Consider the following 16,146-nt stretch of genomic DNA (forward strand, 5'->3'; position numbering starts at 1 on the left):
CGACGCGCACTACGGACTGCCGGATGCCTGCCTCAGGCGAGCGCCTTCTCGACAACCTCGCGGACGTCCTTCGATTGCACACCCGCTGCGACGCGCTCGAGCGCCGCGCGCATCTGCTCGCGCAGCGCCGGCGTGAACTTGCGCCAACGTTCGAGCGAACGTGCAAGGCGCGATGCGACCTGCGGATTCAAGGCATCCAGTGCCAGCACCTGATCGGCCCAGAACGCATAGCCCGAGCCATCCGCGGCATGGAACTGCGCCGCGTTGCCCATGCAGAACTGGAAAATCAGCGAACGCGCACGATTCGGGTTCTTCAGCGAGAACGCCGGATGCGACATCAGCGCACGCACGTCATCGAGCACACGCTCGCCGCGAGCGCCTCGGCGCACCGCTTGCATCGCAAACCACTTGTCGAGCGCGAGCGGGTCCTGCTCGAAGCGGTGATAGAAATCGTCGAGCGCGGCGCTGGCGAACGACTTGCCCATTTGCAGCAAGGCGGACAGCGCTGCGCTGCGATCCGTCATGTTGTCGGCGTTCTGGTACTGGGCGCGAGCGAGCGCGGCGCTATCCGAGGGATCGTCGAGATCGGCCAGATAGTTGAGCGCAACGTTCTTCAGGCCGCGATGACCGGCATCGATCGCGCTCGGTGAGTAGGGCCCTTCGACGCGGTTGCGGTCATAGGCGGCGAACAGGTCGTCGCGCAGGCCGTTGGCGAGCGCGCGGCGGAAGAACTGGCGCGCGGCGTGCACAGCGGCCGGATCGGCATCGTCGATTTGCTCGGACAGATACGTCTCCGACGGCAACGTCAATGCGAGTTCGCGGAACGCAGGCGCAAGCGTGTCGTCACGCAGCACACGGCCGAACGCGGCAATGATTGCCGGATCGATCGAGAGCGGCTCGCCGCGGCTTGCCGTTGCGGTCAGGCCCAGCAATGCGCGCGTGGCCAGGCGCTGGCCCGCTTCCCAGCGATTGAAGGCATCGCTGTCGTGCGCGAACAGGAACGCGAGCTGATCGTCGGTGTAGTCGTAGGTGACGATGACCGGGGCCGAGAAATCGCGCAGCAGCGAAGGCAGCGGTTGTTCGGCGACATCGACGAAACGGAACGTCTGCTCGGTCTCGGTCAATTCGAGTACGAGCGTCGTCGGGGTGTCGGCGCGTGTGCCGCCTTCGAGCTTGAGCGGCAGATCGCGGCCGTCGGGGCCGACCAGGCCGATCGCGAACGGGATCAGCAGCGCACCTGTCTGCGTGGCCTTCGCGGCGGCACTCGACGGACCATAACCTTGCGAGAGCGTCACGTCGAACGTGCGCGCGGCTTCGTCATAGCGGGTCGTGACGGCAACGCGCGGCGTGCCGGCCTGGCTGTACCAGCGCTCGAATTGCGCGAGATCGCGGCCATTCGCGTCGGCCATCGCGGCGCGGAAGTCGTCGCAGGTGACCGCGTGACCGTCGTGACGCTGGAAGTACAGATCCATGCCCTTGCGAAAGCCCTCGCGGCCGAACAGGGTCTGATACATCCGCACGACTTCGGCGCCCTTCTCATACACGGTCATCGTGTAGAAGTTATTGATCTCGACGTAGCTGTCGGGGCGAACCGGGTGGGCCATCGGACCTGCGTCTTCCGCAAACTGGCTTTGACGCAGCCCGCGCACGTCGTCGATGCGGCGTGCTGCGCGCGCGGCTGCAGCCGCTTCCGGGCTCAGGCCCTGGGCCGACATGTCGGCCGAGAATTCCTGATCACGGAACACGGTCAGCCCTTCCTTGAGACTCAGCTGGAACCAGTCGCGGCACGTGACGCGATTGCCCGTCCAGTTGTGGAAGTATTCGTGCCCGACGACGGCTTCGATACCTGCAAAATCGAAGTCGGTGGCCGTTTGTGCATCGGCGAGCACGTACTTCGTATTGAAGATATTGAGGCCCTTGTTCTCCATCGCGCCCATATTGAAGTCGCTGACCGCGACGATCATGAAGCGTTCGAGGTCGAGCGGGAGACCAAAGCGCTCTTCGTCCCACTCGATCGAGTGAACGAGCGAGTCCATCGCATATTCGGTCTTCGGCAGGTCGCGCGGTTCGACCCATACCTGGAGCAGTTTCTCTTCGCCGCTGCGAATTTTGATGCGCTTTTCGCGCGCAACGAGCTTGCCCGCGACGAGCGCGAACAGATAGCTCGGTTTAACGAACGGGTCGTGCCACGTTGCGAAGTGGCGGCCGTCGGGCAGTTCGCCGGTCTCGACGAGATTGCCGTTCGAGAGGAGCACCGGATAGTCGTCACGCGACGCGCGCAGCGTGACCGTGTACGTCGTCATGACGTCGGGACGGTCGAGGAAATAGGTGATGCGGCGAAAGCCCTCGGCTTCGCACTGCGTAAAGAAATTGTGGTTCGAGACATAGAGCCCGGACAGGGTCGTGTTTTCCGCCGGCTTGTTCGTGTTGACGAGCTTGAGCGTGAAAGCGCCGGAAGGGACGTTCGAGATCGTCAGGCCGTCGATGCTTGCCGTATAGGCCGTCCACGGCTGGCCGTCGATCGCGACGCTGACGAGCTCGATGTCTTCGCCGTGCAGCACCAGGTCGCGCGACGTCGATCCGGGCAGTTGCCGGATTTTCATCGTGCTGGTGACCGTCGTTTTCGCGGGGGAGAGATCGAACTCGAGTTTGACTTCGTCGATCGCAAAGGCGGGCGGGGTGTAATCGAGACGGCGAATCGCTACGGAAGCTGCGGAATTGTCGAGCATGACGGAATCTCTAGAAACAATATTGCCATTGTACAAAAAGGGCACCGTCCCCGCCCGGGGTATCACGGTTTCAAAAGCCAAACTCAAGTGCGGATACGCCATCAGGAATACAACGGGGCTTCGAATCGTTTGTGTAGGGTTGTGCGATGCGAGTTGCCGTGAGTTGCTGTGAAAGGCACCACGGCTCCCGAATGTCCCGATAAGCCTTTGCAACGATGAACCTTTGAATCGGTCCAACGGTCATCGTATGATCCAGACGCATCAATCAAGGATAAACATCATGGCAATAACATGGATTCGCCGTGCGGCTTTCGGGGTGGTTGCCGCCGCCGCGCTCGCGCTGGGGGGCTGCGCGAGTTATGTCACGACGCAGGTGACCGCATTTCAGAACTGGACGGCAAGCGACGCCCAGCGCACGTATGCGTTCCAGCGCAGTACGGCTCAGCAGAACAGTCTTGAACAGGCGACGTATGAGCAGCTCGTCGACAATGAGCTTTCGGTTTATGGCTTCAAGCTGACACCGATCGCGAGCGCAAATTTCCTCGTTTCGATGAATTACGACAGCCAGGATCACACGGTGGTCGTCCAGCAGCCCGATTTTTACGATCCCTGGGGCCCGTGGGGCATGCCGTATTACCGCCCGTGGGGCCCGTGGTGGGTCGGCCCGCCTCCGCCGCCGACCTATTCGACACAAACGTATTCGGTGTCGAATCAGCGACTGGCCATTCGAATGATCGACAAGGCGACGGGTAAAGAGGTGTATCGCGTGACCGCGAGCGCGCAAGTCGATGATCCGTCACTATTGCATGCCATGCCTTTCCTCGTGCGTGGCGCGCTGGCCGACTTCCCGCTTGCCAACGGCACGGTACGCAACGTGCGCGTGCCGGTTGACCAGAACGGTACAGCGGGACTGCCGAGCAATGAACGGTCGGTCAATGTCGCCCCGCCGGTGCCCGCATCGGCACCGGCAGTCAACTAGCTCTGCGCATCTTCACCGCCGCCCACGCCATCACAATCTGCAATATCGGATGGGTTGAAATAGCGACGATGCGGGAATCGATACAACCCCGGCGACCGCTGGGGACGATCCCGCCACAAGCATTTCGAGCAGGATTTATCTGAATCCGCCGTAAGACAATTCTTGCCGCCGGAACCGCGCGTTCTTTTGAGATGTCTGTACGCCGCTTTGCAGGAAGCGACTGCAGTCATTTCAAAAGGAACGTTATGTTTTCGGAGTTTTCTCTTCGTCGCGCACGTCGATGTGCGGCCGGCGCAGGTCTGGGGCTGATGCCTCTCCTGTCCCACGCTGCCTCTGCGCATCCGTTCGAAGACACGCTTGCCAATGGCATCTCATGGGTCGCGATTACCGTCATGCCGGTGGTGGCGATTTATCTCTTCTGGAAAATCCACGTGTTGCCCGAGGTGATCGCCGAGAAGCGTCACCATCCGCAGGCCGAAGCGATTAAGGTCCTCTGCCTGCTTTCGCTCGTATTTGGCGGTTTGCTCTGGCCACTGGCGTGGTTGTGGGCCTATATGAAGCCCATTCAGTTCCCGATCGTCAGGGGCACTCGAAGCAGGAAGGCGCATCACGAAACAGCGCATGAGAATCCAGGGCATGCAGGCCACGGTCGCCACGGCGGAGGGGCGAAGGGGGACGAACTCTTGCGATCCACAGAGCATGGCAAGGCGCATACCGCTTCTGATCAAGGCGAGGTGGCGTAATGCTCGAAATGATCGTCTGTACGTACGCGCTACTTGTCTGGCTGGTGTTCTTCAAGTTCAAGTTGCTGCCATGGAATATCAAGACCCAGGTCGGCACGGTGTCGCTGGGCTTGGCAGGTCTTGCCGCATTGATCTTCACGATTAACGTGACGTCGCCGCAATCCGATGATGTCCGCGTGACGAATTACGTCGTTGAAATCGTGCCTCGCGTCACCGGGCGTGTGATCGAAGTGCCGGTCGAAGGCAATGCGCTCATTCACAAGGGCGATGTGCTGTTGCGTCTTGATCCTGAACCGTATCGCCAGAAGGTGACCGAGCTTCAGGCGCGTCTCGTCGAAACCGAATCGAAGGCCGCGCAGCTTCAGTCCGATGTCGATGCCGCCAAGGGTCAATTGGCCAATATTGACGCGCAGCTTGTGCTTGCGAAAACGCGCCTACATGAATCATCCACGCTGGCTCACAAAGAGGCGGGCAATCAATACGACGTCGAGACGTATGCGGCTCAGGTCAAGCAATTTGAGGCTCAACGCGACGCGGCGCGCGCGAGTGTAGTACGCGCTAAAACTGCTTTGAACGCAACGGTTGGCGATGAACACTCGATGGTGGCACAGACGCGTGCGCAGCTCGCCTCGGCGCAATGGGAACTCGAGCAGACCGTGATTCGCGCGCCGGCCGACGGCTATGCCGTCAACCTCCAGGTTCGCGAAGGTGCATTCGCCGCGGCGCTTCCGCTGCGTCCGGTGATGAGCTTTGTCGAAAATACGCAGAACGTTGTCGCGTTCTACGATCAGAACCAGTTGACAAAGGTCGAGCCGGGTAATGAGGTCGAGATCGCGTTGAAGGCGAGACCCGGCCGCATTCTTCGCGGCGAAGTCGAGTCGATTGTCTGGTCGACTGCGCAGGGACAGTTCAATGCATCGGGCACGTTGCCGACGACGGCTGTCCAGGGCGCGCATCCCGATGCGCCGCTGCGCTACGCCGTCAAGGTGCGCATCGATCCCGACGATGTCGATGCATTGCCGATGGGCGCACGAGGGGAGTCGGCGGTCTACACGAACCATCTGACGATGCTGCATATGGTGCGCAAGGTGATCATTCGCGTGAAGACGAAGATCAACTATCTCGTGTTCAAGATCGAGTGAGGGCGGCAATGAAATCACTGATCAAGGCACTCAATTCATTGAAGGGCGTGATGCGCGTGATGCGCGGGAAGTGCCTGCTGCGGTTGCTCGAGCACTCGGACCGCCGCGCTCGCACCTATCATCTGTCTCGCATTGCGGCGTGTGCGGTGATCGGCGTATCGGGCCTCACGCTGGCCGGATGCGCGGATCTTAACGAGCCCGATGCGCAACAAGCCTACGACGCGGCATTGTCATCGCCGCTCCCCACGCATTGGGCTGCGAGCGCGGATGCCGCTGCGTTTCAGCCCGAGTGGCTAGGCTTCGACTCGCACGGCGAACTGCGTCAGCTGATCGACGAAGCGTTCGAGCACAACCCCGACATGCGGGTCGCGGCCACGCGCGTCGAGCAGGCACGCCTGCAAGCCGAACTCGCCGGTTCAACGTTGTGGCCGACCGTGAATCTTGGCGGCAAATGGTCGAACTCCGTCATTTCGCCCGACGCACTCAGCCTGTCCGGCGTGTTCGCCACGGCGTCGTGGGAAGTCGATGTGTGGGGCGTCGCACGTGCCGGCGTCAAGGCAAGCGAGGCGCGCTATCGGTCGGCCGAAGCGGACTATGTGTATGCGCGAGCGTCTCTGGGCGCGGCGGTCGCCAAGGCATGGCTGATGAATATCGAAGCGACGCGCGAGCTTGCGTTGCTCGAATCCATCGATGTCGATACATCGCGTCAGCGGGACATCGCGGCGGAGCGCGTCAAAGTAGGGAAATCAACGGCGTCCGAACTGGCTCAATCGGAGGCACGCATGCAGGCGGCGCATGAGCAGCGCATTCGCGCGCGTCAGGCCCGCGAATCTGCGCAACGTTCGCTCGAACTCCTGCTGGGCCGATATCCGTCAGCTCAGATCGAAGTGCGGGACACCACCACCTTGTTCAACCGCGCGACACTGCCGCCGATACCCGCAGGCGTACCGCTTGGTGTGCTCGATCGGCGCCCCGACGTGATCGCGGCTCGCAATGCGTTTTCCGCCGCGTTTTTTGGTTCGCAGCAGGCCAAGGCCGCACGGTTGCCCAATGTGGCGCTGACTGCCGGCACGGGGTATCTCGATACGCGCGCAGCGGGCTTGCAGGATCAGCTCGACAAGATGATTTTCCCGGTGGGAGCCAGGATCACATGGCCGCTGTTCGATGCCGGCAAGAGGCAGACGCAGTATGAGATCGCCACGGTGTCGCAAAGCGAGGCGGCCGCGCGTTACGCACAGACAATTCAGCGGGCGATGGGCGAGGTCGAGAATGCCCTCGCCGCGGAGCGCGATTTCGGCACCCGGGCCGAGGCATTGTCGACTCGCCGCGATGCGCTCGCACGGACGGCCGATCTGACGGGCGTTCAACGCGAAGTGGGGCAGGTCGATGTCGACAAGGAACTTGAAGCACGCATGGATGCCGCACGCGCGCAGATTTCCGTGGACCAGGCGCGCATGGCGGCGCTCGCGTCACGTGTCGATCTCCATCTCGCGCTGGGCGGACGATTCTTCGATGAGGGTGAGGAATCGTCCCCGACGCCGGATGCGGTTCATTGAGCAAGCACCGTGGCGCTTCAACGAGCGGGCGACCGATTCGTTTAGCGTGCCGCCCGCTGAGCAGCTTGGGCCACGTGATCGGGCCGCTTCGTGAGTCGCTCAGTGCGTCGACGAGTGTGCAGGGGGATGAGCCCGTTTAACTCGCCACGGAGGCCTGTATTCCCCTTGCGGAACGCAGGCCGCGTTCGTGCACACAGCGCCCGTTCGCATACGTCGCTGCGATTGCGCGATCGTCGCCGAGCAACGCGAACGCGAATAGCAGCGCTTCCAGATCGTCGACGCGCGCGGTCCGTCGTTCGAGCAAGGGTGTCGCCGCGGGATCGAGCACAATGAAGTCGGCCTCGGCTCCCGCCGCGAGCGTGCCGATCTGATGATCGAGACCGAGTGCACGCGCGGCGCCGGTTGTCGCCAGATAAAACATGCGCAATGCACTGAGGTGATGACCGCCCATGCGCGCGACCTTGTGCGCTTCGTTCATCGTTTGCAGCATCGAGAACGAAGTGCCTCCGCCGACGTCGGTGCCGAGCGTCACGGACATCTGCGTCTTCTCGGCGGCATCGAAGTCGAACAGTCCGCTGCCGAGGAACAGGTTCGAGGTAGGGCAGTGCGCAGCGATGGCACGTGCCTCCGCCATCCTGCATCGATCGCAGTCGTCGAAGTGAATGCAGTGGCCGAATATGGCACGGGGCCGCACCAGTTCGTAGTGATCGTAGACATCGAGGTAGCTGCGGCGTGCGGGAAACAGCTCCTTGACCCAACGGATCTCATCGAGATTTTCGGCGACATGCGTCTGGATAAAGATGTCGTCGTACTCACGCGCGAGCGTGCGGCACGCTTCGAGTTGCGCTTCGGTGGACGTCGGGGCAAAACGAGGCGTCAGTGCGTAAAGCTGGCGCCCGTGCTTATGCCAGCGCTCGATCAACGCCTTGCTGTCGTCATAACCCGATTGCGCAGTATCGCGCAGGTACTCGGGACAATGCCGGTCCATCAATACCTTGCCCGCGATCATGCGCAGGTCTCGCCGATGTGATTCGGTGAACAGTGCCTGCGCCGATTGCGGATGCACGCTGCAATAGATCGACGCAGTCGTTGTGCCGTTCGCGAGCAGTTCGTCGAGAAAGAATGACGCGACGTCCGCCGCATGGGCGGCATCCTCGAACTTGCGCTCGGCCGGAAACGTCCAGTTTTCGAGCCACGGCAGCAAACCGGAAGCGGGCGACGCGATCATCTCCGTTTGCGGAAAGTGCACATGCGTGTCGATGAACCCGGGCACGATGAGCTTGTCGCGCATCGTGTGTAGCGGGGTATCCGGGGCGAGTTGCGTGTGCAGTGACGCATAGTCGCCGAACGTGACGACTTTGCCGTCGTCGCCGACGATCAATAGCCCGTCTTCATGGAAGACGACACCGTGTTCGTCGAGCGCCGGGTCTGCCCGAAAGCTCAACAGACGTGCGCGGTATGCGGCGCGGCGACCGGACTCCGGTGCGCATTCGCGATTGCCGCCGCGCGATGCGTCGCGCTGACCCAGGCTCACGGACGAATCACGCATGCCAGTACGCGTCGAGCTTGCCAATCATTGCGCTGCGCTGCACAGGATCAACGAACGACGCTTCGAGGCTATTGCGCGCGATCGTGTAGAGATCGCGGTCGCCGAGATCGAGCGCTTCTGCGATCGCAACAAAGTTGTCGTTCACGTATCCACCGAAGTAGGCCGGATCGTCAGAGTTCACCGTGACCGCGACGCCGGCATCGAGCAGCACCTTCAACGAGTGCTTGCGCAGGTCGTCGAACACCATGAGCTTGAGATTCGACAACGGGCATACCGTTAGCGCAATACGTTCGTCGGCAAGGCGTTTGACGAGGTCGGCGTCTTCGATGCTGCGTACGCCGTGGTCGATCCGTTCGACGCGCAGGATATCGAGCGCTTCATGGATATAGGCAGGCGGTCCTTCCTCACCGGCGTGCGCGACGAGTCGCAGGCCGCGATCGCGCGCCTTGCCGAATACGCGGGCAAAGTTCGACGGCGGGAAGTCGCGTTCTGATGAGTCGAGCCCCACGCCGATCAGGCGATCGCCGTAACGCTCGAACAGCGGCAGGGCGCTTTCATACGTCTGCAGCGCGTGGTCTTCCGGCAAATGACGCAGGAAGCACAGGATCAGCTTGCTCGTGAGCCCGTGGCGACGTTCGGCGTCGGCCATGCCGGCTTCGATCCCTTCGACGACGGCTTCGATCGGCACGCCGCGTTCGGTGTGCGTCTGCGGATCGAAGAAGAGTTCGGTGTGAATGACGTGGTCGGCAGCAGCGCGGTCCATATAGGCGCGCGTCATGTCATAGAAATCTTCGGCTTTGAGCAGGACGCTCGCGCCTGCGTAGTAGATGTCGAGGAACGACTGCAGGTCCTTGAACGCGTACGCCTTGCGCAGTGCCTCGACGGTGTCGTAGGTCAGCTTGACCTTGTTGCGCTCGGCGAGTGCGAAGATCTGCTCGGGCTCGAGCGAGCCTTCGATATGCATGTGAAGCTCGGCCTTCGGTGCGCGGAGAATCTTGTTGAGCAGAGCTTGTTCCATAAGCGAAGTCTTCGTGTGTTCTGTCGTGATGCGTGGGCCTCGATCAGCCGATCGCTGTCGGGCGAAATACCGGGATCGTCGTGATCCCGAATGACCCCATAGTTTACCGTCGCTTCGGTGCGCCGGACGCGAAGGTCCGATCTGCTTACAACATGTGCGTGTCTATCGTGCCTATCGCGCCTAATGCGCGTAGTGCGTGTACCTGGTGCTCGTAGCCCATGCGCGTACCCGATGCACCTATTTCACGCGCGTACACCCGGTGTTGAGCTCACGCCGTGACCGGGCGCGCATGACTCACCCTTGAATCGACGACCTGCAACATCTGCGCCGCGACCGCGACCGCAATGACCTCGGGCGACTTGTCCGTGATGCCCGGCACACCGATCGGGCAGATCATCCGCGCGATCTGGTGCGGGTCGATGCCGCGCGCGGCGAGGCGGTGCTCGAACTGTTTGCGCTTCGTGTGCGAGCCGATCAGACCGAAATACGCATAGTCCGCGCGGCGAAGAATCCGTTCAGTCAGCGACTGGTCGAGTGCATGGCTATGCGTCATGACCAGGAAATACGTGCCAGCCGGCGCTTCATCGACCGCGGCCTCGGGCGCATCGTTCGCATCGATTGTCAGCGTGGGGAAACGCGCGAGGTCCAGCTTCGGAAATTGCGCGTCGCGTTCGTCCACCCAACGGATCGTGCATCGCAGGGTCCGCAGAATCTCGATCAGCGCAGCGCCGACGTGTCCTGCGCCAAACAGCACGACCGGAAACGTATCGACCACGAGCGTCTCAGTCAGCAGCGGGCCGCTCGCGTCGCCGGTCCACAGCAGGCAGTCCGGGCTTTCGCAACCGGGTTCCGGATCGCTGAGCATCACAGGCAAGGTCGAGTCGAAGGCGACGCTGCGCACGGTGGCCTGGCCGGCCGTCATACGCCGGGCGAGTGTCTTGACCCATCCGAGGTCCGCGATCGTCAGCCGTTCGAACGCCAGCATCACGGCGCCGCCGCAGCACTGACCCAGGCTCGGCCCGAGGGAAAACCGTTCGAGACGCCGGTTAACTTCGGTCGGTCCGCGGCCCCCTTCGCGCAGGACTTGACGCGCTACCTCGATGGCCTTGAATTCCAGGTGGCCGCCGCCGATCGTGTCGCTGACCGTATCGCGCGTGACGACCATCTTCGTGCCAGCGTCACGCGGGGCCGAACCCTCCGTGCGTGCGACGGTAACCAGCACGACGGCGTCGCCGTGCGCGAGGGTCTGTTGCAGTGCCTGAAGCCATCGTTCCATACGCTATCGCCCCGTCGTTTCGACGCTCGACAGGATGGCGCCTTCAACGAGTGCCGGGGCGGCGAGCGGACTGATGCTCGTCTGCACAGCGCTCTGGCCGTCGGCTACCGCGTCGAGCGCATCGAGGATCGCTTCCGGCGTCGCGGGTGCGCGCAACGGCGGTACGCAACGCGGATCGGCCGAGGTCGATGCAACGGCATCGCGAATCGCGAGGAAGACCGAGAAGGGCAACAGCAACGGCGGCTCTCCGACGGCCTTCGAACGGTAGACGCTCGGCTCGGCGTTCACGTTGTCGAACAGCTTGACGTGGAAAGCTTCCGGGCAATCGCTGACCGATGGAATCTTGTAGGTCGATGGGGCGTGCGTCATCAGACGCCCCTGCGCATTCCACCAGAGTTCTTCGGTCGTCAGCCACCCCATGCCCTGAATAAAGGCGCCTTCGACCTGTCCGATATCGATGGCCGGGTTGATCGAGCGGCCCGCGTCATAGAGCAGATCGGCTTGCAGGAGCTTCCATTCGCCAGTCAGCGTGTCGATCACGACCTCGGATACGGCTGCCCCATAGGCGAAGTAATAAAACGGCGAGCCAGTCAGTGTCTTGGAATCCCAATGCACTTTCGGCGTGGCATAAAATCCGTCCGACCATAACTGTACGCGCGCCAGGTACGCAGCCTCGATCACGGTGCGAAACGCGAGATCCTGGCCGTTCGCGTGAATCATCCCGTTGCGGAATTCCACGGCGTCGGCGTCGCCGCCGTACTGTTTCGCGGCGAACTCCGCGAGACGCATGCGGATTGTCAGGGCAGCCGCTTCGGCCGCTTTGCCGTTGAGGTCGCTACCTGTCGATGCGGCGGTTGCCGAGGTGTTGGCAATTTTGCTCGTGTCGGTCGCGGTCGAACGCACGCGGCTCAGATCGAGCCCGAGCACAGCGGCGACGACCTGCGCCACCTTGGTGTTGAGCCCCTGGCCCATCTCGGTGCCGCCATGATTCACGAGCACGGAGCCATCGCGATAGACGTGCACGAGCGCCCCGGCCTGATTGAGATGGGGCACATTGAACGAGATGCCGAACTTGACCGGGGTGAGGGCGATGCCGCGCTTGAGCACCGGACTCGTCCGGTTGAATGCGGCGATCGCGGTCCGGCGTGCTTCATAGTCGCTTGATGCAACGAGCTCGTCGGTCAGCGGCGCGATGACGTTGTCCGTCACGCTCTGACCGTACGGCGTGATATTGCGCTCGGTGGTGCCGTAGTAGTTGACGCGCCGGACGTCGAGCGGATCGCGGCCCAGTTTGCGCGCGATGCCGTCGAGAATGACCTCCATCACGAGCGCGCCCTGCGGGCCGCCGAAGCCACGAAACGCTGTATTCGATTGCGTGTTCGTCTTGCAGGCGAGCGCCCATATATCGACGTCCGACAGATAGTACGCATTGTCGAAGTGACATAAGGCACGCGTTGCGACGGCACCCGAGAGGTCCGCCGAATAGCCCGCTCGCAGCGCGATTTCGACACGCGCGCCTTCGAGCCGGCCCTGTGCATCGAAACCCGCTTCGTAGCGATACCACGCGTCGTGGCGTTTGCCCGTGATCATGAAGTCGTCGTCGCGGTCCGCCCGCAGCTTGACCGGACGATTCAGATGGCGCGCGCAGAGGGCCGAGACCGCGGCAAACAGCGCCGACTGGGATTCCTTGCCGCCAAAGCCGCCGCCCATGCGGCGACACTCAACGAGCACCGCGTGACTCGGGATATCGAGCAAGTGTGCGACCACGTGTTGCATTTCGCTCGGGTGCTGCGTCGACGACCACACGTGCATCGAGTCGCCTTCCTTCGGGACGGCGTACGCGATCTGGCCTTCGAGATAGAACTGTTCCTGGCCGCCGACCTCGAATTCGCCCGTGATCCGGTAGGGCGCCGCGGCGATTTTGCCGGCAGGGTCGCCGCGCACGAGGTGCAGCGGGGGCACGACGTACTGCTCGCGCTCATGTGCCTCGCGCGCAGTCAGGACGGCCTCGAGCGGTTCGTAGCGCACCACGTCGTCGTGCTTCGCGAGTTGAGCGGCGCGACGAGCGAGATCGTGAGTCTGCGCAACGACCACGAACACGGGTTGCCCGAGGTACTGAACCACGCCGTCCGCCAGCACGGGATCGTCGTGAAAAACCGGGCCGCAGTCGTTAACGCCCGGGATATCGGCCGCCGTGAAGACAGCGATGACACCCGGCGCGTGCCGCACGCGCTCGAGATCGATCGAGGCAATGGTGGCGTGGGCGTGCTTTGACAGCCCGAGCGCTGCGTGGACGGTGCCGTGCAACTCGACGATGTCGTCGGTATACGTGGCTTCGCCGGCCACATGCAGCGCCGCCGATTCATGTGCGCGGCCGACGCCGATGGACGCAGCCGATGCACCTGGCGCACCTGATGCGCCTGCACCGCTGTCCATACGATCCATGCCGATCTTGCCGGCGGCGGCAACGACCTGTGCTTCATCGTGCTTGTTCATGATCCCTCCTTCGCTCAGGCCGAGGTCAACGGCGCAGTCGTGGCGAACACGTTGACCTGAGTCATGTCGAGCGGCGCTTCCTCACGTGTTTCGAGCCAGAAGCGATAGAGCAGGTTCCGCGCGGTTTTCGCGCGATAGGCATCCGAGGCGCGCATATCCGTGAGCGGCGCGTAGTCGGTGGACAGTGCATCCATGGCGGCGCGCACGGTGGCCTCGGACCACTCGGTGCCTGTCAGTACGGCCTCGGCCGCGACAGCGCGCCTGGGCGTCGCCGCTACGCCACCGTAGGCGAGGCGTGCCTGTTCGATGCGGCCGTCCTTGAATTGAATCGCAAACGCGCCGCAGACGGCCGAGATATCCGAGTCATAGCGTTTCGAGAGCTTGTAGGTCCGGAATCGCAGGTGCTGCGAGGGGCGCGGCAGGCGGATGGCTTCCACGAACTCGCCGGGCGTCAGCGCGGTCTTCTGGTACGCGAGATAGAACGCGTCGAGCGGCAGGGTGCGCTGTACGGCGCCATTGCGCAGCACGACCTCGGCGCCGAGCGCGATCAGCGCGGGCATCGAGTCGCCGATCGGCGAGCCGTTGGCCACGTTGCCCCCCAGCGTGCCGGCGTTGCGGATCGGCACCGACGCAAAGCGCTGCCAGATCTCGGCGATTTCCGGATAGTCGGCGGCGATGGCGGCGAATGCGTCCTGCAGGGTCGCCGCTGCGCCGATGGTCAGCGCCTCGCCGTCAGCATCGATTTCCCGGAGTTCGGCGACGTTGCCGATATAGAGCATGTCGCCCAGATCACGGAATTGTTTGGTCACCCACAGCCCGATATCCGTGCTGCCGGCGAGGACGCGCGCATCGGGATGCGCGGCGCGCAGTTCGGCGAACGCTTCAAGCGTACGGGGCGCATGGAAATGATGGGTGTTGCCGTTCGCATCCGTGTACGGATAGTCGAGCGTCCCGGTGCGCCCAATCGCCGCAAGCTGGCGCGCAAGGCCGGCGCGGTCGATCCGGTCACCGGCTGAAGCGGGATAGTCGACCATGGCCTGCGTCGCATCGATGATCGGGCGATATCCGGTGCAGCGGCACAGGTTGCCCGACAACGCTTCGTCGATCTCCTGACGCGTCGGCGCGCCCACGGCGGGGTCGAGGTTCTGATAGAGCGCCCACATCGACATCACGAAGCCTGGCGTGCAGAAGCCGCATTGGGAGCCATGACAGTCGACCATGGCTTGCTGAACCGGATGCAAGGTTCCGTCGTCGCGGCGGACATCCTCGACGGTGAACAGCGCGCGGCCGTCCAGCGTGGGCACGAACTGAATACAGGCGTTGACCGCTTTAAGCGCCACATGGCCTGCATTGTCACGTTCGCCGACCACGACCGTGCAGGCGCCACAGTCGCCTTCGGCGCAGCCTTCCTTCGTGCCGGTGCAATGAAGGTCCTCGCGCAGGTGCTGGAGGACGGTGCGTGTCGCGGCAATGCCGCTGACTTCGCGGACTTCGCCGCGATAGAAAAATCGGATGGTTTGCGGATCCATATCGGGACTCGGCTGAACATTCGGCTTGATTGAGCCGCACGATCGGCACGTCCACAGGCCGCGCGCGAACAGGTTCGCAACGCGGCTCAGCAAGCGGTTCGATCAGGCAGCTCGATCATGCTTCGGACCGGGCGCGCGCCGCGCTGATGCGCACGTGATCGCCATCCATGTTCCGAACCATAGCACTGTGAAGCCTCGGAAAGTATTGGCGCGTCTGATCCGGGCTATTCGAGGGCGGCTATGTCGGGGCACGGAGAGGCCGGTCGTTCGGGCGGTGACGGCGGGTCGAGCCGGCGCGCGGCAATGTGAGCGGCGACTATGGTGAGCGCCCAACCCAAGGCTGGCGGCGCTTCAGCAGCGAACGACGACGCGGGGCAACAGGCTGGCGCGCTTGTTATTGAGTGCGCACTTACCATGCCACGCCGCGTGCGGGACGCATGCCTGCGCGGCATCGGTGTTAACCAGAAGATGACCGGTGAGATGGCCGTAGGGGCCATAGAGGGCCGAAGCTGGCTGTAGAGAGCCGGTGAGGAGAGCCGGAGAGGGTGGCAGGCGGGCAACGCCCGCCGGCGAGGGGCGAAGGTCAGCGGCCAGCGGCCAGCGTGCGCTTGCGCGTCGACATCGATCGCGCCACCGCGATCGCGATGATCACAAAGCCGATCAGCGACCACTGCGGCAGTGTGAGTCCGAGAAGCGGCGGATAAGGCGTTTCACACAGGCCGGCGACCTGGAACACCTTCGGCAGCCACTTGGCCGGCGGCAGGCCGTCAACGATCGGCTGAAGCTTGTCGAAGCCGCAGCTGAAGCTCGGATGCGCCTGAATCCACACGTGGCGGGCCGACACCGCGACGCCGAAGATTGCGCTGATCAGCACGAGCGTCTCGGAAATCGCGATGCTGCGCCAGCCCGACGAAGTCGACCCGAGCAATGCGAAGATCGCGACCAGCAGGTAACCGTAGCGCTGGAGGATACAGAGCGGGCAGGGGTCTTCGCCCTTGAAGATCTGCAGGTAGAGCGCTCCGCAGACAAGGCCGATGCAGATGAGAGCTAATACAAGCAGGCGCCGGCGTTCGCGGGCCAGCAAACGCGCCGAGGCGTCAAAGGTGCGGTTCATTGAGCAGTTTTGCCA

The 16,146-nt window shown here is 63.0% G+C and carries 11 protein-coding genes; 4 read left to right on the forward strand and 7 right to left on the reverse strand.

The features are described from left to right. Nucleotides 1-32: 32 nt before the first annotated feature. Nucleotides 33-2,729 carry an aminopeptidase N gene (pepN, locus tag ACMFWR_RS06180; RefSeq protein WP_413194128.1) on the reverse strand — a complete coding sequence of 899 codons (2,697 nt, stop codon included), beginning with the start codon at nt 2,727-2,729 and terminating at the stop codon, nt 33-35. A 280-nt stretch (nt 2,730-3,009) separates the two neighbouring features. Between pepN and ACMFWR_RS06185 the strand changes: the two genes are divergently transcribed. The 4 genes from ACMFWR_RS06185 to ACMFWR_RS06200 all read left to right on the forward strand — a co-directional run bounded on the left by ACMFWR_RS06185 (nt 3,010) and on the right by ACMFWR_RS06200 (nt 7,149). Continuing rightward, nucleotides 3,010-3,708 (forward strand): DUF4136 domain-containing protein, encoded by a 699-nt coding sequence (locus tag ACMFWR_RS06185; protein WP_413194129.1) that lies wholly within the window; start codon nt 3,010-3,012, stop codon nt 3,706-3,708. Between the two features lie 245 nt (nt 3,709-3,953). Then, nucleotides 3,954-4,451: a DUF3302 domain-containing protein gene (locus ACMFWR_RS06190; protein WP_413194130.1), complete on the forward strand. Its 498-nt coding sequence runs from the start codon at nt 3,954-3,956 to the stop codon at nt 4,449-4,451. Next, the gene (locus tag ACMFWR_RS06195; RefSeq protein ID WP_413194131.1) at nt 4,451-5,593 is read left to right on the forward strand and encodes an HlyD family secretion protein; all 1,143 of its coding nucleotides are present in this window, start codon (nt 4,451-4,453) and stop codon (nt 5,591-5,593) included. Before ACMFWR_RS06190 ends, ACMFWR_RS06195 begins: the two co-directional genes overlap by 1 nt. An 8-nt stretch (nt 5,594-5,601) precedes the next feature. After that, nucleotides 5,602-7,149, forward strand: a complete 1,548-nt coding sequence (locus ACMFWR_RS06200) for a TolC family protein (protein WP_413194132.1) — start codon at nt 5,602-5,604, stop codon at nt 7,147-7,149. 136 nt (nt 7,150-7,285) lie between these two features. Here the strand turns inward: ACMFWR_RS06200 and guaD are convergent, their stop codons facing one another. The 6 genes from guaD to ACMFWR_RS06230 form a co-directional block, all read right to left on the reverse strand. Then, nucleotides 7,286-8,698 carry a guanine deaminase gene (guaD, locus tag ACMFWR_RS06205; protein ID WP_413194133.1) on the reverse strand — a complete coding sequence of 471 codons (1,413 nt, stop codon included), beginning with the start codon at nt 8,696-8,698 and terminating at the stop codon, nt 7,286-7,288. Continuing rightward, the gene (locus ACMFWR_RS06210; RefSeq protein ID WP_413194134.1) at nt 8,691-9,716 is read right to left on the reverse strand and encodes an adenosine deaminase; all 1,026 of its coding nucleotides are present in this window, start codon (nt 9,714-9,716) and stop codon (nt 8,691-8,693) included. Before ACMFWR_RS06210 ends, guaD begins: the two co-directional genes overlap by 8 nt. A 268-nt stretch (nt 9,717-9,984) precedes the next feature. Then, nucleotides 9,985-10,992 carry a xanthine dehydrogenase accessory protein XdhC gene (xdhC, locus tag ACMFWR_RS06215; RefSeq protein ID WP_413194135.1) on the reverse strand — a complete coding sequence of 336 codons (1,008 nt, stop codon included), beginning with the start codon at nt 10,990-10,992 and terminating at the stop codon, nt 9,985-9,987. A 3-nt stretch (nt 10,993-10,995) separates the two neighbouring features. After that, a complete protein-coding gene (gene xdhB, locus ACMFWR_RS06220) occupies nt 10,996-13,488 on the reverse strand; it encodes a xanthine dehydrogenase molybdopterin binding subunit (protein WP_413194136.1) in 2,493 nt (830 codons plus the stop codon). Nucleotides 13,489-13,502: 14 nt separating this feature from the next. Continuing rightward, a complete protein-coding gene (xdhA, locus tag ACMFWR_RS06225) occupies nt 13,503-15,017 on the reverse strand; it encodes a xanthine dehydrogenase small subunit (RefSeq protein ID WP_413194137.1) in 1,515 nt (504 codons plus the stop codon). 583 nt (nt 15,018-15,600) lie between these two features. Beyond that, nucleotides 15,601-16,131: a disulfide bond formation protein B gene (locus ACMFWR_RS06230; RefSeq protein WP_413194138.1), complete on the reverse strand. Its 531-nt coding sequence runs from the start codon at nt 16,129-16,131 to the stop codon at nt 15,601-15,603. Between the last annotated feature and the right edge of the window lie 15 nt (nt 16,132-16,146).

The organism is Pararobbsia alpina (genome assembly GCF_965118125.1).
GTDB lineage: Bacteria > Pseudomonadota > Gammaproteobacteria > Burkholderiales > Burkholderiaceae > Pararobbsia > Pararobbsia alpina_A.

What these genes read in the sequence shown, in the direction of transcription:
- ACMFWR_RS06190 (WP_413194130.1), top strand. Translation starts at nt 3,954, where the DNA reads ATGTTTTCGGAGTTTTCTCTTCGTCGCGCACGTCGATGTGCGGCCGGC.
- xdhC (WP_413194135.1), bottom strand. Translation starts at nt 10,992, where the DNA reads ATGGAACGATGGCTTCAGGCACTGCAACAGACCCTCGCGCACGGCGAC.
- ACMFWR_RS06195 (WP_413194131.1), top strand. Translation starts at nt 4,451, where the DNA reads ATGCTCGAAATGATCGTCTGTACGTACGCGCTACTTGTCTGGCTGGTG.
- ACMFWR_RS06200 (WP_413194132.1), top strand. Translation starts at nt 5,602, where the DNA reads ATGAAATCACTGATCAAGGCACTCAATTCATTGAAGGGCGTGATGCGC.
- ACMFWR_RS06210 (WP_413194134.1), bottom strand. Translation starts at nt 9,716, where the DNA reads ATGGAACAAGCTCTGCTCAACAAGATTCTCCGCGCACCGAAGGCCGAG.
- guaD (WP_413194133.1), bottom strand. Translation starts at nt 8,698, where the DNA reads ATGCGTGATTCGTCCGTGAGCCTGGGTCAGCGCGACGCATCGCGCGGC.
- xdhA (WP_413194137.1), bottom strand. Translation starts at nt 15,017, where the DNA reads ATGGATCCGCAAACCATCCGATTTTTCTATCGCGGCGAAGTCCGCGAA.
- xdhB (WP_413194136.1), bottom strand. Translation starts at nt 13,488, where the DNA reads ATGAACAAGCACGATGAAGCACAGGTCGTTGCCGCCGCCGGCAAGATC.
- ACMFWR_RS06230 (WP_413194138.1), bottom strand. Translation starts at nt 16,131, where the DNA reads ATGAACCGCACCTTTGACGCCTCGGCGCGTTTGCTGGCCCGCGAACGC.
- pepN (WP_413194128.1), bottom strand. Translation starts at nt 2,729, where the DNA reads ATGCTCGACAATTCCGCAGCTTCCGTAGCGATTCGCCGTCTCGATTAC.
- ACMFWR_RS06185 (WP_413194129.1), top strand. Translation starts at nt 3,010, where the DNA reads ATGGCAATAACATGGATTCGCCGTGCGGCTTTCGGGGTGGTTGCCGCC.